Origin of the sequence: Jannaschia sp. R86511 (assembly GCF_042466345.1) — a bacterium.
Classification (GTDB): domain Bacteria; phylum Actinomycetota; class Actinomycetes; order Actinomycetales; family JBBAYJ01; genus Aquipuribacter.
Genome location: NZ_JAXHCD010000001.1, coordinates 2,227,287 through 2,248,765 on the forward strand (window position 1 = coordinate 2,227,287; position 21,479 = coordinate 2,248,765).

17 protein-coding genes are annotated in these 21,479 nt (G+C 74.6%); 7 read left to right on the plus strand and 10 right to left on the minus strand.

The window, feature by feature from the left end; all coding sequences use genetic code 11:
- Window position 1: 1 nt before the first annotated feature.
- The 5 genes from SJY06_RS10550 to SJY06_RS10570 are packed head-to-tail and all read right to left on the minus strand — an operon-like array spanning window position 2 to window position 6,882.
- Complete coding sequence (locus tag SJY06_RS10550; RefSeq protein WP_380167306.1) at window positions 2-1,528, minus strand: dihydrolipoyl dehydrogenase family protein; 1,527 nt, start codon at window positions 1,526-1,528, stop codon at window positions 2-4.
- A gap of 23 nt (window positions 1,529-1,551) precedes the next feature.
- A complete protein-coding gene (gene galK, locus SJY06_RS10555; RefSeq protein WP_380167308.1) occupies window positions 1,552-2,781 on the minus strand; it encodes a galactokinase in 1,230 nt (409 codons plus the stop codon).
- Window positions 2,778-3,977, minus strand: a complete 1,200-nt coding sequence (gene galT, locus SJY06_RS10560; RefSeq protein ID WP_380167310.1) for a galactose-1-phosphate uridylyltransferase — start codon at window positions 3,975-3,977, stop codon at window positions 2,778-2,780. Before galT ends, galK begins: the two co-directional genes overlap by 4 nt.
- Window positions 3,974-4,819 (minus strand): DeoR/GlpR family DNA-binding transcription regulator, encoded by an 846-nt coding sequence (locus SJY06_RS10565; RefSeq protein WP_380167312.1) that lies wholly within the window; start codon window positions 4,817-4,819, stop codon window positions 3,974-3,976. Before SJY06_RS10565 ends, galT begins: the two co-directional genes overlap by 4 nt.
- A complete protein-coding gene (locus SJY06_RS10570; RefSeq protein WP_380167314.1) occupies window positions 4,816-6,882 on the minus strand; it encodes a beta-galactosidase in 2,067 nt (688 codons plus the stop codon). The genes SJY06_RS10565 and SJY06_RS10570 overlap by 4 nt, the downstream gene beginning before the upstream one ends.
- A gap of 282 nt (window positions 6,883-7,164) precedes the next feature.
- Here SJY06_RS10570 and SJY06_RS10575 point away from each other — a divergent pair, with 282 nt between their 5' ends.
- The 7 genes from SJY06_RS10575 to SJY06_RS10605 all read left to right on the plus strand — a co-directional run bounded on the left by SJY06_RS10575 (window position 7,165) and on the right by SJY06_RS10605 (window position 15,419).
- Window positions 7,165-8,517 (plus strand): ABC transporter substrate-binding protein, encoded by a 1,353-nt coding sequence (locus SJY06_RS10575; RefSeq protein WP_380167316.1) that lies wholly within the window; start codon window positions 7,165-7,167, stop codon window positions 8,515-8,517.
- A gap of 4 nt (window positions 8,518-8,521) precedes the next feature.
- The gene (locus SJY06_RS10580) at window positions 8,522-9,448 is read left to right on the plus strand and encodes a carbohydrate ABC transporter permease (RefSeq protein ID WP_380167318.1); all 927 of its coding nucleotides are present in this window, start codon (window positions 8,522-8,524) and stop codon (window positions 9,446-9,448) included.
- Window positions 9,445-10,359, plus strand: coding sequence for a carbohydrate ABC transporter permease (locus tag SJY06_RS10585; RefSeq protein ID WP_380167319.1), 915 nt, complete (start codon window positions 9,445-9,447; stop codon window positions 10,357-10,359). The genes SJY06_RS10580 and SJY06_RS10585 overlap by 4 nt, the downstream gene beginning before the upstream one ends.
- A gap of 62 nt (window positions 10,360-10,421) precedes the next feature.
- Window positions 10,422-12,605, plus strand: coding sequence for an alpha-galactosidase (locus tag SJY06_RS10590; RefSeq protein ID WP_380167321.1), 2,184 nt, complete (start codon window positions 10,422-10,424; stop codon window positions 12,603-12,605).
- Window positions 12,606-12,617: 12 nt separating this feature from the next.
- Window positions 12,618-13,661 carry a tryptophan--tRNA ligase gene (gene trpS, locus SJY06_RS10595; protein WP_380167323.1) on the plus strand — a complete coding sequence of 348 codons (1,044 nt, stop codon included), beginning with the start codon at window positions 12,618-12,620 and terminating at the stop codon, window positions 13,659-13,661.
- A gap of 7 nt (window positions 13,662-13,668) precedes the next feature.
- Window positions 13,669-14,262: a 2'-5' RNA ligase family protein gene (locus SJY06_RS10600; protein WP_380167325.1), complete on the plus strand. Its 594-nt coding sequence runs from the start codon at window positions 13,669-13,671 to the stop codon at window positions 14,260-14,262.
- Window positions 14,259-15,419, plus strand: coding sequence for a YihY/virulence factor BrkB family protein (locus SJY06_RS10605; RefSeq protein ID WP_380167327.1), 1,161 nt, complete (start codon window positions 14,259-14,261; stop codon window positions 15,417-15,419). Before SJY06_RS10600 ends, SJY06_RS10605 begins: the two co-directional genes overlap by 4 nt.
- 60 nt (window positions 15,420-15,479) lie before the next feature.
- On the opposite strand, the gene SJY06_RS10610 is transcribed toward SJY06_RS10605, so the two are convergent.
- The 5 genes from SJY06_RS10610 to SJY06_RS10630 form a co-directional block, all read right to left on the minus strand.
- On the minus strand, window positions 15,480-16,910 hold the full coding sequence (locus SJY06_RS10610) for a threonine/serine exporter ThrE family protein (protein WP_380167329.1): 1,431 nt from the start codon (window positions 16,908-16,910) through the stop codon (window positions 15,480-15,482).
- A gap of 13 nt (window positions 16,911-16,923) precedes the next feature.
- On the minus strand, window positions 16,924-18,318 hold the full coding sequence (locus SJY06_RS10615; RefSeq protein ID WP_380167331.1) for a D-alanyl-D-alanine carboxypeptidase family protein: 1,395 nt from the start codon (window positions 18,316-18,318) through the stop codon (window positions 16,924-16,926).
- A gap of 7 nt (window positions 18,319-18,325) precedes the next feature.
- Window positions 18,326-19,165 (minus strand): succinate dehydrogenase iron-sulfur subunit, encoded by an 840-nt coding sequence (locus SJY06_RS10620; protein WP_380167333.1) that lies wholly within the window; start codon window positions 19,163-19,165, stop codon window positions 18,326-18,328.
- Window positions 19,165-20,982, minus strand: a complete 1,818-nt coding sequence (gene sdhA / locus SJY06_RS10625) for a succinate dehydrogenase flavoprotein subunit (RefSeq protein ID WP_380167335.1) — start codon at window positions 20,980-20,982, stop codon at window positions 19,165-19,167. Before sdhA ends, SJY06_RS10620 begins: the two co-directional genes overlap by 1 nt.
- 61 nt (window positions 20,983-21,043) lie before the next feature.
- Window positions 21,044-21,478: a succinate dehydrogenase gene (locus SJY06_RS10630; protein ID WP_380167337.1), complete on the minus strand. Its 435-nt coding sequence runs from the start codon at window positions 21,476-21,478 to the stop codon at window positions 21,044-21,046.
- Between the last annotated feature and the right edge of the window lies 1 nt (window position 21,479).

A 21,479-nucleotide genomic window follows, 5' to 3' on the forward strand; every position in this document is an offset into this window, starting at 1 on the left:
CCTACGAGACGGGGTGCCCTACCCGCTCGGCCAGGTCGAGCGCGGCCGGGGTGATGGCCTCCGACCAGGACGGGAACGCCCGGACGTGCTCGGCCAGCAGGTGCACGGGCAGGCCGGCCGTCAGGGCCAGCGCCAGCTCCCCGGCCCAGGAGTCCGCGTGCGGCCCGACGGCCGCCGCCCCCAGGAACCGGCCGTCGGCGTCGGCCACCAGCCGCACGCCCGCGGGGCCGTGGGCGGCCGGCCCGTCGGGTGAGGCGATCCGCTCGACGAACGCGCGCGCCGTCTCGGTGACGTCCTGGTGGGCGGTGACCACGTCGTGGCCGGCCTCGCGGGCCGCCGCCTCGGACAGGCCGACCGAGAACACGGGCGGCTCGGTGTAGACCGCCCGGGGGATGCCGGCGTCGCGCCGCCGGACGTCGTGGCCGGCCAGCTGGGACAGCACCACGCGGGCGTGGTGGTTGGCCGTGTGGGTGTAGGGCGACAGGTTGGTCACGTCGCCCACGGCGACCACGCCGTCGACCGCCCGGCCGTCGCCGTCCAGGGCGCGGCACCGGTCGTCGACCCCCACCGCGCCGTCCTGCACGTCGACGCCCAGCAGGTCCAGGCCCAGGTCGGCGCCGTTCGGCCGGCGCCCGGTCACGACCAGGACCCGGTCGACCTCCAGGTGCTCCTCGGCGCCCTCGCCCGACTCGTCGTCGGCGGCCGTGCGCAGCGTCGCCCGCACCCCGCCGTCGACCGACGCCACGCGCTCCAGGCTGGTGCCGGTGCGCACCGTGACGCCGGCACCGGCGAGGTGCTCCGCCAGGGCCTCGCCCACCCAGGGGTCCTCCCGGGGCAGCAGGTGCCCCGACGTCTCGACCACCGTGACCTCGACACCGAACGACGCGTAGACCTGCGACAGCTCGCAGCCGACGGCCCCGCCGCCCAGCACCAGCAGCCGCCGGGGCAGGTCGGGGCTGGTCAGCGCCTCGTCGGAGGTCCAGGTGGGCACGTCCGCCAGGCCGGGCAGGTCCGGCACGACCGGGGCGGCCCCGGTCCCCACGACCAGGGAGCGGGTCCAGCGCAGCGTGCGGGTCCCGCCGTCGGACAGGTCCACCTGCACCGTGCCGGGCGCGCTGACCCGGCCGCGGCCGCGGACCAGGAGGACCCCGGAACCCTCCAGGTCGTCGGCCTTGTCGGAGTCGTCCTGGTGCTCGGCGGCCTCGTCGCGGGCCGCGACGGCCTCGCGCCACGCGTCGGCCAGGGCGGTCCCGGAGCGCCGGGCACGGGCGGCGGCCAGCAGCAGCACCTTGCTGGGCACGCAGGCCAGGAACGGGCACTCGCCCCCCACCAGGCGGGACTCGACCGCCGCCACCGACAGGCCGCGCCGGGCGGCGGTGGAGGCCACGTACTCCCCGCCGGAGCCCAGCCCGAGCACGACCAGGTCGAACGTGCCGGTGGCAGTGTCGGCGTCGGTGCCGCTGCCGGGGGAGGAGCCGTCGGTGGGGCGGGGGGCGGTGGGGTTCGGGTCGCTGGTGGTGTCGGGCATGCCCGCCAGCCTGCCCCGCGGACTCAGACCACGCGACCGGCAGCCGCCGAGACGGTCACCGGCAGCAGCCCGGGCGCGGGGAGGCCGGCGGCCAGGAACGCCGTGTGCACCGCGGCGCCCACCGGGCCGGCCCCGCCCTCGGCGCACAGCACGACGGCCGAGCCGCCGAACCCGCCCCCGGTCATCCGGGCCCCCAGCGCCCCCGCCGCCACCGACGCCGCGACCACCAGGTCCAGCTCGGGCACCGAGATCCGGAAGTCGTCCCGCATGGACGCGTGCGAGGCCAGCAGCAGGGGCCCGGTCGAGGCCAGGTCGCCCCGGCGCAGCAGGTCCGCCACGCGGTGGACCCGGTCGGTCTCGGTGACGACGTGGCGCACGACCCGTCGCAGCTCCTCGTCGCCCAGCCGGTCCGAGGCCCCGGCCAGGTCGTCAGGGCCCAGGTCGGTCAGCCGCTCCAGGCCCAGGTCGGCCGCCGCCCGCTCGCACGCGGCCCGCCGCCCGCCGTAACGGCCGTCGACCAGCGCGTGGTGGGCACGCGTGTCCACCACCAGCAGCTCGACCTGACCGGGCCCGCCCGCGGGCAGCGGCAGGTGCTCGGCGTCGAAGGTGCGGCAGTCCAGCAGCAGGGCGTGCCCGGCGCGGGCCCGCAGCACGACCGCCTGGTCCATGCCGCCGGTCGGGGCCCCGGCGAACTCGTTCTCGGCCCGCACGCAGGCCGCGGCGAGCGACCGGCGCCCCGGCTCGTCACCCGCGTCGGCCCCGGGCAGGCCGAGCAGGTCGGCGGCGGCGACGGCCACCCCGCAGGTCAGCGAGGCCGAGGACGACAGACCGGCCCCCACGGGCACCCGGCCGTCGACGACCACGTCGAGCCCGGGCAGCGGGCCGTGCTGCCGGCCCAGGGCCCACACGACCCCCGCCGCGTACCCGGCCCAGCCGGGCACCGCGCCGGGGGCGAGGTCGGCGACCGGGCCCTGCCAGACGGCGTCGTCCTGGGCCGAGACCAGCCGCAGCACGCCGTCGGTGCGTCGGCCGGCCGCGACCAGGCCGCGGTGGGCCAGGGCGAGCGGCAGCACCGGCCCGCCGTTGTAGTCCAGGTGCTCGCCGACCAGGTTCACCCGCCCGGGCGCGCCCCACACCCCCTCGGGGGCGGTGCCGGTGAGCGTCCGGTACGCCGCCGTCACGTCCGCCAGGTGGGCCCGGGGCACCGCCGGGAGGACCAGGTCGGGTTCGGTCGCGGCGTCCGGGCCGGTCACGGCCGGACCACCGCGCCGGGCAGCTCCGAGGGCAGCTCGCGGATCCGGTCGGCGATGCGCTCCGGCGTGGTGTCGGAGACCCAGGCGCCCTGCCCGGACTCCGAGCCCGCGAGGAACTTGAGCTTGCCGGCGTCGCGCAGGACCGAGAACACCTGCAGGTGCAGCCGCGGCAGCGCCGCCCGCTCGCCGTCGCGCTCGGGCCCCACGGGGGCCGCGAACCAACCGGCGATGTAGGGCAGCGTGATGGCCTCTCCGGCGGGACCGGTGAAGAACCCGTCCAGGCGGGCGAGCAGGTCGGGGTACAGGTGGGCCAGCTCGTCGCGCTCGCCGTCGTCCAGCTCGGCCAGGTCGAGCACGTGCCGGTGGGGGACGACGTGCACCTCGACGGGCCAGCGCGCGGCCGCGGGGACGAACGCGGTCCAGTGCTCGCCACGGGCCACGACGCGGCGCCCGCTGCGGACCTCCGCGGCCAGCACGTCGCCCAGCAGGTCCCGGCCGGTACGGGCGTGGTGGGCGGCGGCGTTCGCGGTGTGCTGCGCGGTCCGGGCCGGCACGTACGGGTAGGCGTACACCTGCCCGTGCGGGTGGGCCAGGGTGACGCCGATCTCGCGACCGCGGTTCTCGAAGCAGAACACCGAGCGCACGTGCGGCAGCCGGGACAGCTCCGCGGTGCGGTCCGCCCAGGCCTCGACCACCGTGCGGGCCCGGGACGGCGGCAGCTGGGCGAAGGACGAGTCGTGGGCGGAGGTGAAGCAGACCACCTCGCAGCGCCCGGCGGCCGCGCGCTCGGGCCAGACCGGGTCGGCGTCGACCAGGGAGTCGGGCTGCTCGTCCCGGGTCGACAGCGACGGGAACCGGTTCTCGAACACGACCACGTCGTAGTCCTCGGCCGGGATCTCCGTCGCGGCGCTGCCGGTGGCCCCGGCCGGGGTCGGGCACAGCGGGCAGAGCTCGCGCGGCGGCAGGTGGGTGCGGTTCATCCGGTGCGAGGCCATCGGGACCCACTCGCCGGTCAACGGGTCGCGACGCATCCGCGAGCCCCCGCCGGCCGGCGGCAGGTCGCGCGTGTCCGCGCCGGGGCGGGTGCGCCCGGACAGCCACGGCTCGGTGTCGTCGTAGTAGAGGAGGTCGCGCCCGTCGGCCAGCGTGATCCGGCTGCGGTGCACGGCGGCGCGGGGCCCTTCGGGTCCGGTCACGGTCGGGTCCTCCTGACCCGCCCGGGCTGCCCGGGCTGCCCGGGCTGCTCGGTCCGCTCGGGCAGCTCGGCGACCAGCAGCCGGCCCACGTGCCCGGCCAGCATGGCCTGGTCCTCCGGACCCAGCCCGGAGTCGCTGACCAGGACGTCCACCTCGTCGAGGCCGACGATGGTGGCCAGGCCCACCAGGCGCAGCTTGGTGTGGTCGGCGACGACCACGGTCTTGCCGGCCGCCGCGATGAGCGCGCGGTTGGTGGCCGCCTCGGTCATGTTGGGGCTCGTGCAGCCCGTGCGCTCGCTGAACCCGTGCACGCCGAGGAACAGCAGGTCCACGTGCAGGTCCCGCAGCGCCTGGACCGCCACCGGGCCCACCAGGGCGTCGGAGGGGGTGCGGGTGCCGCCGGTCAGCACGACGCTGCGGTCACGACGGTCCGGGTCGTGCAGCGCGTCGGCCACCGGCACCGAGTTGGTCACGACCGTCAGGTCCGGCACGTCGCGCAGCTGCTCGGCCAGGGCCAGGGTGGTCGTGCCCGCCGACAGCGCCACGGCCGAGCCCGGCGTGACGAGCTCGGCCGCGGTCCGGGCGATGGCCAGCTTCTCCTCGCGCTCCTCGCCCAGCTTGGTCCGGAAGCTCGGCTCGTAGCTGGAGTGGGGGGCGTCGGCCAGGGTCGCCCCGCCGTGCACCCGCACCACCAGGCCGCGGTCGGCCAGCTGGGAGATGTCCCGGCGGACCGTCATGTCCGACACCTGCAGGGAGTCCACGAGCTCGCTCACCCGGACGCCGCCGTTGCGCCGGATCTGCTCGAGGATCTGCTCCTGCCGCTGCCGGGCCAGGGTGCTCATGGCCCGATCGTCCCCGGTCGGGGGGCGTCCTCGCGAACCACGGCCACGCCTCCGGGCGCCAGCGACAGCGGCCGACCCGGCCCGCACACCGCGCCGCTGACGAGGTCCGTGCCGCTGAGCGCGACCTCCGCGCCCCGCCCGGAGTGGTCGAGCAGGAACACCCAGCTGCCGGCGGGGCCGGACCGGCGCACCGCGTCGACCCCGGGCGGCAGGCCGGGCACGGTGGGACGGGCCCGGTCCGGACCGGCGGCCGCCGCCAGGGCGGCGACCACGGCGTCGGTGCCGGCGGCGGTCAGCCGGGTCGCGCAGTACCAGGCCGCACCGGCACCCACCGCGCGGCGGGTCAGCGCGGGGTCCCCGGCGGCCGGGCCGTCGGCGAAGGTGGCGACGACGTCGGTGCCGGGCGCCACCTGGAGCCACTCCGACCAGACGCTGCCGCTCACCCGGTCCAGCGCCGGCACGGGTGAGCCGGGCGGGGTCCGCAGCGTCGTGGTCTGCCGCGCCAGCAGCGGGGCGAACTCCTCGACCCGCACGCCCAGCAGGTCCCGGAAGGCCCCGGGGTAGCCGCCGAGCCGGATGTGGTCGTCGGGGTCGACCGTGCCGGAGAAGTACGTGAGCAGCACCTGGGCGCCCGCCTGCGCGGCCCGGGCGATGCCGGCGGCGGCCGCGTCGGAGACCAGGTGCAGGCTGGGGGCGACCACCACGGCGTAACCGGTGAGGTCCTGCTCGGCGTGCACCCCCACCACCCCGAGACCGGCCCGCCACAGCGCCTCGTACCAGGACCGCAGCTCCTCGGTGTAGCGGTGCAGGGTGGTCGGGGTGGACGCCGCGTCGGTGGTCCACAGCGACTCGTAGTCGACCACCAGCGCCACGTCGGCCTCGGTGCGGCTGCCGGCGACCTCGGCGGCCGCGGCCAGGACGCGGCCGAGCTCGACGACCTCGCGCCAGCGCCGGGTGTCCGTCCCGGCGTGGGGCAGCAGCGCCGAGTGGTACTTCTCGGCGCCGGCGGCCGAGGCGCGCCACTGGAAGAACCCGACGGTGTCCGCCCCGCGCGCCACGTGGCTCAGGCTGTCGCGCAGCATCTGCCCCGGCGGCTTGACCGGGTTGACCGGCTGCCAGTTGACGGCGGAGGTGGAGTGCTCCATGAGCACCCACGGGTCGCCGCCGGCCAGGCCGCGCGTGATGTCGGCGCTCAGGGCCAGCTCGACGTGCGGCTGCTCGAGGTGGGCGCCCAGGTAGTGGTCGTTGGACACCACGTCCTGGTGCGGCGCCCACGACCAGTAGTCGAGGCCCTCGAAGGAGAACCCGACCATGAAGTTGGTCGTCACGGGCACCCCGGGGGAAAGCTCGTGCAGCAGGTCGCGCTCGGCCAGGTGCTGGGCCAGGGCGGCGTCGGAGCAGAACCGGCGCCAGTCCAGCTCCGCGGTCGGGTTGGGGATGGCGGTCGTCGTCCGGGGCGGCACGACGTCGCCCAGGTCGGTGTAGCGCTGCGACCAGAACGTGGTGCCCCAGGCGTCGTTGAGCCGGTCCAGGTCGCCGTAGCGCTCCATCAGCCAGGACCGGAAGTGCTCGGCCGAGGTGTCGCAGAAGCACATCAGGTTGTGGCAGCCGAACTCGTTGCCGACGTGCCACATGCCCAGGCCCGGGTGGTCGTGGTAGCGGTCGGCCAGGCGGCGCACCAGGGCCAGGCTGCGGCGCCGGTAGTCCGGCGAGGACGGGCACCAGGTCTGGCGGCTGCCGTGCGACAGCCGCCGCCCGTCGCGCGTCACCGGCAGCGCGTCGGGGTGCAGCCGGGCGAACCACGGCGGGGGAGAGGCGGTGGCCGTGGCGAGGTCGACGACGACGCCACCGGCGTGCAGCGCGTCCATCACCCGGTCCAGCCATGCGAGCTCGTAGCGCTCGGGCTCGGGCTCCAGCAGCGCCCAGGAGAACACCCCCACCGTGGCGAAGCCGACCCCGGCCTCCTGCATGCGTGCGACGTCGTCGTCGAGCGTCTCCGCGGGCCACTGCTCGGGGTTGAAGTCCCCGCCCAGCAGCAGGCGGTCGGCCGGCCATTGCCTCATGGCGCGACACTCTTCCCCGCAGTGTTGAATAAGTCAACACAACCCAACAGCAAGGGGTCGTGTGGTCGATCCAGTTGATTTGGTCGTACGCCCGAACGAACTGGTGTACGGGCTCGAGCCGGGATCACGCCCCGGTAACGGTTGACGATGTGAGCGTCCACCAGCCTTGACATGGTTCGGGAGCGGTGTTTAGGTCACCGACATCCGCTGTCGAGTTGTGTTCGACTCTGAGGGAATGTTCAGAGCGGACCCACTCAGTGAAGAGTGACTCAGGAGGGCCCCGTGCCTACTCGTCCCCGCTCCACCAACAAGCTGTACCTGCCCTCGTCCGGCCTGCGGACCCCCGTCGCCCGCCGCAGCGTGCTCCACGGCGCCATGGGGGTCGGCGCCGTCGGCGCGCTCGCGGCCTGCGGTGGTGACGACACGTCGTCGGGCACCGCCTCCGGGGGCAGCGGTGAGGCCGCCGGCTCGACCAGCCTCGGCTCCAACAAGGGCGACGAGGTCCCCCGCGCGGCGGAGGACGCCACGATCGCCGCGTTCACCGAGGCCACCGGCATCGAGGTCGAGACCAACGTCCAGGACAACGAGACGTTCCAGGAGTCGATCAACAGCTACCTGCAGGGCACGCCGCAGGACACCTTCACCTGGTTCGCCGGCTTCCGGGCCCGCTTCTTCGACGACCAGGGCTTCATCGGCGACATCACCGACGTGTGGGACGAGATCGGCGACGGGTTCACCGACGGCTTCCGCGAGGCCTCCGCCAACGGCGACAAGCAGATCCTCGTGCCGCTGTACAACTACCCGTGGGCGATGTTCTACCGCAAGAGCGTCTTCGAGGAGAACGGCTACGAGATCCCCGAGGACCGCGACGGGCTCGTCGCGCTGTGCGAGCAGATGCAGGGCGACGGCCTCAACCCGATCGCCCTCGGCGACTCCGACGGCTGGCCCGCCATGGGCACCTTCGACATCCTCAACATGCGGCTCAACGGCTACGACTTCCACATCGACCTGATGGCCGGCGACGTGGACTGGGACACCCCCGAGGTCCGCCGGGTGTTCGAGGAGTGGGCCACCCTGCTGCCGTTCCACCAGCCGGACCCGGTCGGTCGCACCTGGCAGGACGCCGCCGCGTCGCTGCTGCAGCGCGAGTCCGGCATGTACCTGCTCGGCATGTTCGTCGGCGAGCAGTTCCCCGAGGGCGAGGACCGCGACGACCTCGACTTCTTCAACTTCCCCGAGCTGGACTCCAGCATCGGCGCGGGCGCCATCGACGCCCCGATCGACGGCTACATGATGACGGCGAGCCCCGAGAACGAGGAGGCCGCCAAGGAGTTCCTCAAGTTCATCGGCTCGGCCGAGGCCGGCAACATCTACATCGAGACCAACCCCAACAACATCGCGGCCCACAGCGACGCCGACACCAGCGCGTACAGCCCGCTGCAGCTCAAGGCGGCGGAGCTGATCGGCAACGCCGAGAACATCGCGCAGTTCCTCGACCGGGACACCCGGCCGGACTTCGCCTCGACGATCGTCATCCCCACCCTGCAGACGTTCCTGCAGAACCCCACCGACATCGACCGGGTGGTGTCGGACCTGCAGGCCGGCAAGGAGCGCCTGTTCACCGGGGAGGCCTGAGCGCATGGCCACGACGACGGCCCCGAGCCGCCCGAAGGGCCGCGGCCTGCAGCTGCTGACCCGTCGCGACAAGACGGTGCTGACCCTGATGGTGGGGCTGCCCGCGCTGCTGGTCGGGGCCGTCGTCTGGGTCCCCGTGGTGCTGACCGTCCTGCTGTCGTTCACCAGCTGGAACGGGTTCGGGCTGCCCGGGCCCTCCGACTGGGTCGGTACGCAGAACTACGTCGACATCACGACCAACTACCCGCCGTTCTGGATCGCCATCCGCAACAACGCGCTGTGGCTCGTCGTGTTCTTCCTGATCGCCACGCCGCTGGGCATGCTCATGGCCGTCCTGCTGGACCGCGAGCTCAAGGGCTCGTGGTTCTACCGCAGCGCGCTGTACATGCCCGTCGTGCTGTCGCTGGCGCTCGCCGGGTTCATCTGGCAGCTCATCTACAGCCGCGACCAGGGCCTGCTCAACCGCGTCCTCGGCCTGGACGGCGCCGAGCGGATCGACTGGTACGGCGACCCGGACGTCAACATCTGGGCCGTGCTGCTCATCGCCTCGTGGCGTCACGTCGGCTACATCATGCTGCTGTACCTGGCCGGCCTGAAGTCGGTCGACCCGGCGCTCAAGGAGGCCGCGGCCGTCGACGGGGCGTCGGAGGGGCGCACGTTCTTCAGCGTGGTGTTCCCCACGCTGCGGCCCATCAACGTCGTCGTCCTCGTCATCACCGTCATCGAGTCGCTGCGGGCCTTCGACCTGGTCTGGGTCATCAACCGGGGCCGCAACGGGCTGGAGGTGCTGGGCGCGCTCATCACCGCCAACCTCATCGGCGAGGCGAGCCTGGTCGGGTTCGGCTCGGCCCTGGCCTCGATCCTCATCGGCGTGAGCCTCGTGTTCATCGTCATCTACATGGTCAACATCCTGCGGGAGGACAAGCCGTGAGCACCTCGACCGACCTCGACCGCAGCAGCGGGACCAGGGGCGCCGGCGGGGCGGGCCACGACGCCGGCCCCGGGCAGCGACCGCACCGCCGGGTGACCCCGGGCCGCGTCGTGCTCTACGTCGCCCTGGTCGTCGTGTCGCTGGCCTGGCTGTTCCCCGTGGCGTGGGCGGTGATGACGTCGTTCCGCTCCTACGAGTTCACGGCCGTCAACGGCTACGTGTCCTTCGGCGGGTACACCCTCGACAACTACGTCGACGCGTGGAGCCAGGGCAGCTTCGCCCAGTACTTCCTCAACACGCTCATCATCACGGTGCCGTCCGTGCTGGCCACGCTGGCGCTGGCGTCGATGGCCGCGTTCGTGCTGGCCCGGTTCAGCTGGAAGCTCAACGTCGCGATGCTCGTCTTCTTCACCGCGGCCAACCTGCTGCCGCAGCAGTCGCTGCTGGTCCCGCTGTACCGCTTCTACCTCTACGTGGGCCTGTACGACACCTACTGGGCCGTGATCATCACCCACATCGCGTTCCAGATGGGGTTCTGCACCTTCGTGCTGAGCAACTACATGAAGACGCTGCCCAAGGAGCTCGGCGAGGCCGCGTTCGTCGACGGGGCGGGGGTGTGGCGGCAGTACTGGCAGATCGTGATGCCGCTGTGCCGGCCGCCGCTGGCCGCGCTGGCCACGCTCCAGGTGACCTGGGTCTACAACGACTTCTTCTGGGCCGTGGCGTTCCTGTCCACGGGCGACAAGTTCCCCGTCACCAGCGCGCTGCAGAACCTGCAGGGGCAGTTCTTCGTCGACTACAACCTGGTCAGCGCCGGGTCGGTCATGGTCGCCGTCCCCACGCTCGTGGTGTTCTTCGCCCTGCAGCGGCACTTCGTGTCCGGGCTGACCCTGGGCGCCAACAAGGGCTGAGCCCCGGCTCCCACGGCCCGCACGGCCCACCTGCCCGACCCACCACGGAGGACCACCACCGCATGAGCACGCCCAGCCACGCCCACCGTCTGCACCGGCTCCGCGCGGCGGGGGTGGACCTGCTGCTGCGCGAACGGGCGGACGGCCTGCCCGAGTGGGTCCACCTGGGGACGGACCTCGGTGACGACGTCGTCGACCTGCTGCGGGCCGGTACGCCCCCGGTGCCCAACAGCGGCCTCGACGAGCCGTGGCCGCTCACCCTGCTGCCGACCGAGGCCGACGGCTGGTCGGGCCGCCCCGCGCTGCAGGCGCACCGCGGCGGGCAGGCCGTCGTCCCCCGCTGGCACGCGGTCGTGCAGGGCGCGCCCGACGGCCCCGGGCCCGGCACGCTGCGGGTGGAGGCCACCGACGAGGACGCTGGCGTGGCGCTGGTCACCGAGCTGCACCTGGACGGGGCCGGTGTGCTGCGGGTGCAGCACACGCTCACCAACACCGGTGCCGACGTGCTGGACCTGGCCGCGCTGCTGGCGGTCGTCCCGCTGCCCGTCGAGGCCACCGAGACGCTCGACCTGACCGGGCGCTGGTGCCGGGAGCGGAGCCCGCAGCGGCTTCCGCTGGTGCACGGCGGGCGGGTGCGCGAGTCCCGCCGGGGCCGGACCGGGCACGACGCGACCCTGCTGCTGCTGGCCGGGCAGGCCGGCTTCGGCTTCGACCACGGCGAGCTCGCCGCGGTGCACGTGGCCTGGAGCGGGGACCACGTGCACCTGGTGGACCGGCTGCCCGAGGGGGCCGGCCGCCACGCCGGCGTCCTGGGCGGCGGCGAGCTGCTGCGCGCGGGCGAGGTCCGCCTCGGGGCGGGCGCGTCCTACACCGGCCCGCCGGTGCTGTTCACCCACGCCGTCGACGGCCTGGACGGCGTCAGCGCCCGGCTGCACGACCACGTCCGGGCCCGCGCGGCCCACCCGAGGTCCGACCGTCCCGTGACCCTCAACGTGTGGGAGGCGGTCTACTTCGACCACGACCACGACCGGCTCGCGGCCCTGGTCGACGTCGCCGCCCGGATCGGCGTGGAGCGCGTCGTGCTGGACGACGGCTGGTTCCTGGGCCGGCGCGACGACACCGCCGGCCTGGGCGACTGGGAGGTCGACCCGCAGGTGTGGCCCGGCGGGCTGCACCCGTTCGCCGACCGGGTCCGCGGCCACGGCATGCAGGTGGGCCTGTGGGTCGAGCCGGAGATGGTCAACGTCGACTCCGAGCTGGTGCGGGCCCACCCCGACTGGCTGCTCGGCGCCCGGCCCGGCCCGGACGGCAGCCCCGGCGGCACCCGCTCCTGGCGCACCCAGCAGGTCCTCGACCTGACCCGCACCGAGGCCTACGACCACGTGCTGGCCCGCCTGGACGCCGTGATCACCGCGGAGCGCCCCGACTACCTCAAGTGGGACCACAACCGCGACCTGCACGAGGCGCTGGACGCCGACGGCGCCCCGGCCGTGCACCGGCAGACCCTGGCCGCCTACCGGCTGATGGCCGAGCTGCAGGTCCGGCACCCCGGCCTGGAGATCGAGTCCTGCTCCTCGGGCGGCGCCCGGGTCGACCTGGGCGTGCTCGAGCACACCCAGCGGGTGTGGGCCAGCGACTGCAACGACGCCCTGGAGCGGCAGTCGATCCAGCGCTGGACCGCGATGCTGCTGCCCCCGGAGCTGGTGGGCACCCACGTCGGCCCGCCCCGCTCGCACACCACCGGCCGCGTGGCGGACCTGCAGCTGCGCTGCCTGACCGCGCTGTTCGGCCACGCCGGCATCGAGTGGGACGTGACGTCCTGCACGGACGAGGAGCTCGACCGCCTCACCGGCTGGATCGCGCTGCACAAGCGGCTGCGTCCCCTGCTGCACCACGGCCGGACGGTCCGCACGCAGGAGCACGACGGGGCCTGGGCCCACGGCGTGGTGGCCCCGGACCGCAGCCACGCCGTGTACGCCTTCGTCCGCCTCACCACCGGGGCCGACGCCCTGCCCGGCCTGCTGCGCCTGCCGGGGCTGGACGCGGCCACGCGGTACCGGGTGCGGGCGCTCGACGTGACCGGCGCGACGCCGCTCCAGGTGCGGGGCACCGGCAACGCCCTGCCGCCCTGGTGCGACGACGACGGGGTCACGCTCACCGGCGGCGTGCTGGCCGGCCACGGCCTGCCCATGCCGGTGCTGGACCCGGAGGCCGGGCTGCTGATCGAGGTCACGGCGCTCGGCTGACATGATGACCGGGTGAGCCTCGCACCCGCCCCGGAGCCGGACACCGCCCAGCCGACGGGGCCCCGGCCCCGGGTCCTGTCGGGCATGCAGCCCACCTCGGACTCGCTGCACCTGGGCAACTACCTGGGGGCCCTGCTGCAGTGGGTGGCCCTGCAGGAGACCCACGACGCGTTCTACTGCGTCGTCGACCTGCACGCCATCACGGTGGAGACCGACCCCGCGGTGCTGCGGGAGCGGACCCGCCGGACCGCCGCGCAGTACCTGGCGGCCGGGGTCGACCCCACCCGCAGCGCGCTGTTCGTGCAGAGCCACGTGGCCGAGCACGCGCAGCTGGCCTGGGTGCTCGGCTGCATGACCGGGTTCGGCGAGGCGAGCCGGATGACCCAGTTCAAGGACAAGTCGGCCCGTGGCGGCGCGGCCAGCGTCGGGCTGTTCACCTACCCGGTGCTGCAGGCGGCCGACATCGTCCTGTACGGCGCCCAGCGGGTGCCGGTCGGCGAGGACCAGCGCCAGCACCTCGAGCTGACCCGGGACCTGGCGCAGCGCTTCAACGCCCGTTACGGCGACACCCTGGTGGTGCCCGAGGCCCACATCGTCGCCGGCACCGCCAAGATCATGGACCTGCAGGACCCGACGGCCAAGATGAGCAAGTCGCTGCCCGCCGGCGTCGTGGACCTGCTCGCCGACGACAAGGTCGTCGCCAAGCGGATCCGCTCCGCGGTGACCGACACCGAGCGCGAGGTCCGCTTCGACCGCGAGGCCAAGCCCGGCGTCTCCAACCTGCTGGCCATCCTCGCCGCGTTCACCGGCACCACCCCCCAGCAGGCCGCCGGGGCCTACGAGGGCCGCGGCTACGGCGACCTCAAGGCCGACGTGGCCGAGGCCGTGCTGAGCGGGCTCGCCCCGTTCCGCCGCCGGGCGGCCGAGCTGCTGGACGACCCCGCCGAGCTGGACCGGATCCTGGCCGACGGTGCCGACCGGGCCCGCTCGGTGGCCGCGGACACCCTGTCCCGGGTCTACGACAAGGTCGGGTTCCTGCCGGCCGGGCGGGCCTGAGGGCCAGGTGACCGCCTCCTGGGACGACGCCGTACTCGACGCCGACGGGACCGCCGACGGCGGGGCGGTCACGCTGGGCGTGGCCGTGGCCGTGCCCGAGCCGTTCGCCTCCGCGCTGCGGGACAGCCGCGCCGCCACGGGCGACCCGGTGGCCCTGGCCGTCCCGCCGCACGTCACCATCGTCCCGCCGGTCCTCGTGCCCCCCGCCGAGGTGCCGGCCATCGTCGAGCACGTCCGCCGGACCGCCGCGCTGCTGCCCCGCTTCGCCGTGGTGCTGTCGGGCACGGACACGTTCCGCCCCGTGTCGGAGGTGGTGTTCGTCCGGGTGGTCGACGGCGGGCAGGCGTGCGACCGGCTGCAGCAGGCCGTGCGCACCGGACCGCTGCAGCGTGACCTGAGCTTCCCCTACCACCCTCACGTCACGGTGGCCCACGACGTCCCCACCGCGGCGCTCGACCGGGTGCAGAGCGCGCTGTCCGGGTTCCACGCCGCGTTCGACGTGCACGAGGTCGCGGTGTTCCGCTGCGCGGGCGACGGGGTCTGGCGGTCGCTGTCGCCGGCCCCGCTGGCCGAACCGGGTCCGGGGGAGGGGGCCCGGTGAGCGGCGCCGCGGCTCGTCCGGCCGCCCCCGAGGCCGACGCCCGGTCCGCCGGCGGTCCCGTCGCCGCCGTGACGGGTCTCGTCGGTCGGGTGCTGCGCAGCCGGCCGTACCGGGCCAACGTGCGGCTCGGCCAGGCGCGCGGCGGGATCCTCGCCGCCGGGATCGCGTTCTTCGGGGTGTTCTCGCTGTTCCCGCTGCTCACGCTCGGTTTCACCGCCGTCGGGCTGTGGCTGAGCGGCAACCCGGACGTCCAGCAGCAGATCGTCGCCATCGTGCAGGGGTCCATCCCGGGCCTGCTGGGCGACGAGGCGGCGGTCGAGGACGGCTCCGCCATCGTCAGCGCCGACACGCTGCTGGCCGGGGCCACCGACTCCACCGTGCTGGGGCTGTCGGCCCTGATCGGCCTGGCCACCCTGCTCTACACCGGACTGGGCTGGATCGCGGCGCTGCGGGAGGGCATCCGCGGGGTGTTCCGGCTGCCCACCTTCCAGGTCGACGTGGTGCGGGCCAAGCTCTACGACCTGGCCGTCATGCTCACCCTGGGCACCCTGATCGTGGCCTCGGCCCTGGTCAACGTGGCCACGCAGTCCCTCATGGAGCAGGTGCTGGACCTGCTCGGCCTGGACAGCACGACCGTGGGCCGGGCGGTGGTCCGCGTGGTGGTGTTCTCGGGCTTCGTGCTGCTCAACACGGCGCTGTTCACCGTGCTGTACCGGGTGCTCGCCCGGACGACCGCGGCGCTGCGCACGGTCGTGGTCGGGGCGCTGCTCGCGGCGCTCGGGGTCGGTGCGCTGCAGCTCGGTGTCGGCCTGGTCCTGGGCAACGTCGGCTCCGGCGCCGGGTTCCTCGGCAGCGCCGCCATCCCCGTGCTCACCCTGTTCGTCTGGCTCAACCTGAACGCCCGGGTCATGCTCTACGGCGCGTCCTGGGTGGCCGTGGGCCCGGTTCCGGAGCCCGACCTGAGCGACTACGAGGTGGGCGAGCGGGTCCCGCTGCCCCGCCCGGCCGGGCCCGTGCTGCCCCGGCGGTGGTCCGACCGGGCCCTGCTGGGGGCGGGCGTGGTGCTGGGGGCCACGGCGCTCGGGGCGCTGCGGGTGGCCGACGGTGCCGCGCGCGCTGCGGGCCAGGGGGTCCGGCACCTCGTGCGCGGCGACTGAGGACGACGGCCGCACCGCCTGGGTCACCGGCGAGAGGGTCGGGACGCGCGCGGCTCGGGCTCAGGCGTCCTCGCCGCGGCGACGGGCGCCGGTCAGCCGGGCCAGCGCGACCGACGGACCGACGAACCGGCTCGGCCGGGACCGGCCCCGCGGGTGCACGGGCACCGGCTCGCCGCCACCACCGACGGGTGCGGTCTCGTCCACCGGGGCCGCGGCCGCCCGGCTGTCGCGGTCCCACAGCCGCCGCAGCCGGCGCAGCCGTCGCGCGGCCAGGTCGCCCAGCACCACGCCCGACGCCAGCGCCGTGACCACGCCGATGGCCCCCAGCACGGTCGCGATGCCCACGGCCGTCTCGCCCTGGACGATCTGGAACATGCCCCGGTACAGGGCCAGGCCTGGCAGCAGCGGCATGAACCCCGCGACGGCCGGCACCAGGGCGGGCACGTCGTAGCGGCCCGCCACCACCACCGCGACGGTGCCGGCCACCACGGCCGCGGCGGCCGTCGCGTACAGCGGTTGCACCCCCAGCAGGCTGCCGCCGGCGTAGACCAGGCCCGAGGTGGTGCCGATCGCGGCCGCCGGCACCAGCAGGCGCGGCGGGGCGTAGACGCTCAGCAGGAACAGGGCGCTGGCCAGCGCGCCGCCCGTCAGCCGCATCCACAGCGGGGCCACGGCCGGCTCGGCCGAGATCTCGCGCAGCGGCACCCCGAGCGGGACGGCCACCGCGAGCACCAGCCCCACCCCGCTGGCGATGCCGGCCAGCAGCACGAACACCTCGACCACCCGCCCGGCCGCGGTCACCACGTACCCGGCCAGCGCGTCCTGCACCGCCGACAGCATCGCCACCGACGGCAGCAGGGCGACGATGCCGCCCGCCACGACCAGGGACGGCCTGACCGGCAGTCCCACCGCGTAGGCGCCCGTGGCCACCGCGGTGACGATGGCGGCCGCCGCCGCGTTGCCGAAGAACACCGGCAGCCCCCGCGCCGCGGTCCAGCGCCCGACCACGAGCACGGCGTAGGTGACGACCCCGGCCAGCACGATGCCCAGCGGGCCACCGCCGAGCAGCAGCACCACGGCCCCGGCCAGGCCGGCGGCCCCCGCCTCGGCCGTGCGCCGGCCGTAGGGGTACTCCGAGTCACGGATCCTGGCCATGCCCGCGGCCGCGGTCCCGGCCGTCACGTCGCCCCGGACCAGCTGCCCGAGCAGGCGGTGCACCCGGATCAGCCGGGTGTAGTCCAGGCTGCGCTGCAGCACCATGCGGCGGCGGGTCCAGGGCTGGGAGTCCCGGTCGGCGGCCCAGGTGATGGCCAGCGAGGTGAAGTTGACGTCGACGTCGACCTCGCGCAGGCCGGCGGCCAGGGCCACGGCCTGCATGGTGGCGGCGGCGTCGGCCGAGCCGGCGCCGGCCGCCAGGACCTCCTCGCCGGCGTCCAGGGCCAGGTAGAGGATGCGGCCGACGTCGGCGCCGGGCGGGTACTCGGCACTCATCGGCTCCAGCCTGTCAGACGGGGCGGCCACCCCGGGCCCGGCGTCCGCGGACCACGACGGCGGCGGCCACGGCGGCCACGACGAGCACCCCCAGGGCCAGCAGCTGCGGGCCCGGTCCGGGGGCCGCCGCGCCGGCGTCCCGGGGTCGGTCGCCCGGCCCGGTGATGGCCGCCAGCGGGTCGGTGGTGGGGGCCGGGGACGGCTCCGGCGCGGCGGACGCGGGCGCCCCGGCCGACGGCGGGGCCGGCGCGGCCTCGCCGGACGGCGCCCCGGACGGGAGCGCGTCGCCCACCGCTCCGCCCGCCCCGTCGCGCGAGCGGGACGCGTCCTCGGGCGCCTGGCCGGGCTGGGCCAGCGTGCCCACCGTGCCGGCCTGCCCGCCCGTGGCGAACGCCCAGTCGAGCAGGTCCGCCGAGTGCCGCCAGGCGCTGCCCTGCGACCGCATCACGGTGGCCACGTAACGGCGGCCGTCCCGTTCGGCGGTGCCCACGTAGGACCCGCCCGAGGCGCGGGTGAAGCCGCTCTTGAGCCCGGTCGCGCCGTCGTAGTTGCGCAGCAGCCGCGACGAGGTCTGGATCTCGTAGGTCTCGCGGTCGGGGTCGCCGACCCGGCCCGAGGCGGGGAAGTCGTAGCGGACCGTGGCGGCGGGCCCGGCCACCCGGGGCTCGGCCAGCGCGGCCCGGGCCAGCACGGCCAGGTCGTGCGGGGTGCTGAACTGGCCGGGGGCGTCCAGGCCGTTCGTGGTCCGCGGCACGGTGCTCCAGGCCCCGACGCCGCGGGCCACCTGCGTCATCCGCCCCAGCGCGACCTCCTGCCCGCCCGCGACCTCGCCCAGCGCCACGGCGGCGTCGTTGCCGCTGCTGAGCATCAGCCCGTGGGCCAGGTCGTCGACGGTGTACTGCGAGCCCTGCACCAGGCCGACCCGGCTGCCGATCGCCGCGGCCGACGCCGGGCCCGCGGTGTGCACCGTGGCGGGGTCGAGCCCGGGGAGCAGGGCCAGCGCCGTCAGCACCTTGATGGTCGACGCCGGGGCGAAGGGCAGGTGGGCGTTGCAGGCGGCCAGCACCTCGCCGGAGTCCAGGTCGGCCACCAGCCAGGCCGTGGCCGTCACGGCCGGGGGAGCGGGGGCCCCGGCCGGCACCAGCAGCCCCGGCGCCGCCAGCTCGTCCCCCCGCACCGCCTCGCTCGCCTCGGGCAGCGCGGCGCGTGGTGCGTCCGGTTCCAGCGCCCCCGGGCCCAGGGGCAGCTGCCGGTCCGGGCAGGGCTGCGCCGGGGGCGCGGTCGCGGTCACCGGGACGAGCGCCGGGCCGGCCCCGGGCGCGGCCGCGGCGGGCAGCACGACGCCGCCGACGCCCAGGGCGACGGCGGCGGCGCACGCGAGCAGACGGCTCACCGGCGGCGTGGGCACGAGGGCCTCAGACGCTGCGGGCGATGAGCGCGCGCTTGACCTCCTGGATGGCCTTGGTGACCTCGATGCCGCGAGGGCAGGCCTCGGTGCAGTTGAAGGTGGTCCGGCAGCGCCAGACGCCCTCCTTGGAGTTGAGGATCTCCAGGCGCAGGTCCGAGCCCGCGTCACGGCTGTCGAAGATGAACCGGTGCGCGCCGACGATGGCCTGCGGGCCGAAGTACTGCCCGTCGGTCCAGAACACCGGGCAGGAGCTCGTGCAGGCGGCGCACATGATGCACTTGGTGGTGTCGTCGAACCGGTCGCGGTCCTCCTGGGACTGCACCCGCTCCCGGGTGGGCTCGGCGCCCTTGGTGATCAGGAACGGCATGACCTCGCGGTAGGCCGCGAAGAACGGCTCCATGTCCACGACCAGGTCCTTCTCCACCGGCAGGCCCTTGATCGGCTCGACCGTGATGGGCTTGGCCGGGTTCAGGTCCTTGAGCAGCGTCTTGCAGGCCAGCCGGTTGCGGCCGTTGATCCGCATCGCGTCGGAGCCGCAGATGCCGTGGGCGCACGAGCGCCGGAACGTCAGCGAGCCGTCGGTGTCCCACTTGATCTTGTGCAGCGCGTCCAGCAGCCGGTCGGTGCCGTAGGCGGTGACCGTGTACTCCTCCCAGTGCGCCTCGTCGTCGCGCTCCGGGTCGTAGCGGCGGATCCGGAGCGTGACGTCGAAGCTGGGGATGGCCCCGGCGCCCGCGTCGTCGGTGCGCTCCGCGGTGCCCGTGCTCTGCGCGGAGTCGTCCCGGGGCTCGGTGTCGGAGGAGGCCAGGCCGTTGGTGTCGCCGGCCGAGGTCTCGGTGGTCGTCATCAGTACTTGCGCTCCATCGGCTCGTATCGGGTCTGCACGACGGGCTTGTAGTCCAGGCGGATCTTCGACGCCCCCGTCTCGTCCACGTGCCGGTAGGCCATGGTGTGCTGCATGAAGTTGACGTCGTCGCGGGTGGGGTAGTCCTCGCGGAAGTGCCCGCCGCGGGACTCGTTGCGGGCTTTGGCGCTGGCCACCAGCACCTCGGCCAGCTCGAGCAGGAAGCCCAGCTCGACCGCCTCGAGCAGGTCGGTGTTGAACCGCTTGCCCTTGTCCATCACGCCGACGCGGGAGTAACGGTCCTTGAGCCGGGCGATGTCGACCTCGGCCTGCTTGAGCGTGCCCTCGGTCCGGTAGACCTGGGCGTTGGCGTCCATCGTCTCCTGCAGCGCGGTGCGGATCGCGGCCACGTTCTCGGTGGGGGCGCCGTCGGAGCCGCGGCTGCGCAGCTCCTCCAGCATCGTCACCACGGTCGCCTCGGGCGCCTCGGGCAGGTCGATGACCTCGGCGGTCTGCGCGTACTCGGCCGCGGCGAGCCCTGCCCGCTTGCCGAACACGTTGATGTCCAGCAGCGAGTTGGTGCCCAGCCGGTTGGCGCCGTGCACCGACACGCAGGCCACCTCGCCGGCGGCGTAGAGCCCGCCGACGGTGGTGTCGTTGTCGGCCAGCACCTCGGTGGCGATGTTGGTCGGCACCCCGCCCATGGCGTAGTGCGCCGTCGGGTAGACCGGCACCGGCTCGGTGTACGGCTCGACGCCGAGGTAGGTCCGCGCGAACTCGGTGATGTCGGGCAGCTTGGCGTCGATGTGGGCCGGCTCCAGGTGGGTCAGGTCCAGCAGCACGTAGTCCTTGTTCGGGCCGGCGCCGCGACCCTCGCGGACCTCGGTCGACATCGCCCGGGCCACCATGTCGCGCGGAGCCAGGTCCTTGATCGTCGGGGCGTAGCGCTCCATGAAGCGCTCGCCCTCGCTGTTGCGCAGGATCCCGCCCTCGCCGCGCGCGGCCTCGCTCAGCAGGATGCCGAGGCCGGCCAGGCCGGTGGGGTGGAACTGGTAGAACTCCATGTCCTCCAGCGGCAGGCCCCGGCGCCACGCGACACCCATGCCGTCACCGGTCAGGGTGTGCGCGTTGGAGGTGGTCTTGAACACCTTGCCGAAGCCGCCCGTGGCCAGCACGACCGACTTGGCGTGGACCACGTGGATGGTGCCGGTGGCCAGCTCGTAGGCGACGACGCCGTTGGCGTGACGTCGGCCGTCGGCCCCGTCGCTCAGCAGCAGGTCGAGCACGTAGAACTCGTTGAAGAACTCGACCTCGTGCTTGACGCACTGCTGGTACAGCGTCTGCAGGATCATGTGGCCGGTGCGGTCGGCGGCGAAGCAGCTGCGGCGCACCGCGGCCTCGCCGTGGTTGCGGGTGTGCCCGCCGAAGCGGCGCTGGTCGATCCGGCCCTCGGGGGTGCGGTTGAACGGCAGCCCCATCTTCTCCAGGTCGAGGACGGCGTCGATGGCCTCCTTGCACATCACCTCGGCGGCGTCCTGGTCGACGAGGTAGTCACCGCCCTTGACGGTGTCGAAGGTGTGCCACTCCCAGTTGTCCTCCTCGACGTTGGCCAGGGCGGCGCACATGCCGCCCTGCGCCGCGCCGGTGTGGGAGCGGGTCGGGTACAGCTTGGTGAGCACGGCGGTGCGGGAGCGCTTGCCGGCCTCCAGGGCGGCGCGCATGCCGGCGCCGCCGGCACCCACGATGACCACGTCGAAGCGGTGGTGCTCGACCTTGGCGCCGGTCCCGACGGTCCGGGGGGCGGGGGTGGGGGTGCTCATGCGTGCTCCTCCTCGTGCCGGGCAGCCGTCCGGTCAGCCGTGCTGCAGGTGCGGGTGCTCATCAGCCCGTGCAGACCGACAGCGTGGACGCCGGGTCGATGCAGGGGTCGAAGGTGGTGATGGTGTACGTGCCGATGGTCAGGGTGACCACGACCGCGACGACCAGGGCGCCGGTCAGCCACAGCCGGGTGGAGTCCTTCTCGGAGTAGTCGGCGATGATCGTGCGCATCCCGTTGCCGCCGTGGATCAGGGCCAGCCACAGCATGGCCAGGTCCCACAGCTGCCAGAACGGGCTGGCCCACTTGCCGGCGACGAACGCGAAGTCGATCTGCTTGATGCCCTCGCCCAGGACCAGGTTGACCAGCAGGTGGCCGAAGACGAGGACGACGAGCACGACGCCGGACAGCCGCATGAACAGCCAGCCGTACAGCTCGGCGTTGCCGCTGCGGGGGGCGCGGGAGCGGGGGGCCTCGAGGGCCGGTGCGGTGATGGCCATC

Coding starts and splice junctions, on each gene's coding strand:
- SJY06_RS10620 (WP_380167333.1), bottom strand. CDS start 19,165: ATGACGACCACCGAGACCTCGGCCGGCGACACCAACGGCCTGGCCTCC.
- SJY06_RS10590 (WP_380167321.1), top strand. CDS start 10,422: ATGAGCACGCCCAGCCACGCCCACCGTCTGCACCGGCTCCGCGCGGCG.
- SJY06_RS10565 (WP_380167312.1), bottom strand. CDS start 4,819: ATGAGCACCCTGGCCCGGCAGCGGCAGGAGCAGATCCTCGAGCAGATC.
- SJY06_RS10580 (WP_380167318.1), top strand. CDS start 8,522: ATGGCCACGACGACGGCCCCGAGCCGCCCGAAGGGCCGCGGCCTGCAG.
- SJY06_RS10610 (WP_380167329.1), bottom strand. CDS start 16,910: ATGAGTGCCGAGTACCCGCCCGGCGCCGACGTCGGCCGCATCCTCTAC.
- SJY06_RS10570 (WP_380167314.1), bottom strand. CDS start 6,882: ATGAGGCAATGGCCGGCCGACCGCCTGCTGCTGGGCGGGGACTTCAAC.
- sdhA (WP_380167335.1), bottom strand. CDS start 20,982: ATGAGCACCCCCACCCCCGCCCCCCGGACCGTCGGGACCGGCGCCAAG.
- SJY06_RS10630 (WP_380167337.1), bottom strand. CDS start 21,478: ATGGCCATCACCGCACCGGCCCTCGAGGCCCCCCGCTCCCGCGCCCCC.
- SJY06_RS10550 (WP_380167306.1), bottom strand. CDS start 1,528: ATGCCCGACACCACCAGCGACCCGAACCCCACCGCCCCCCGCCCCACC.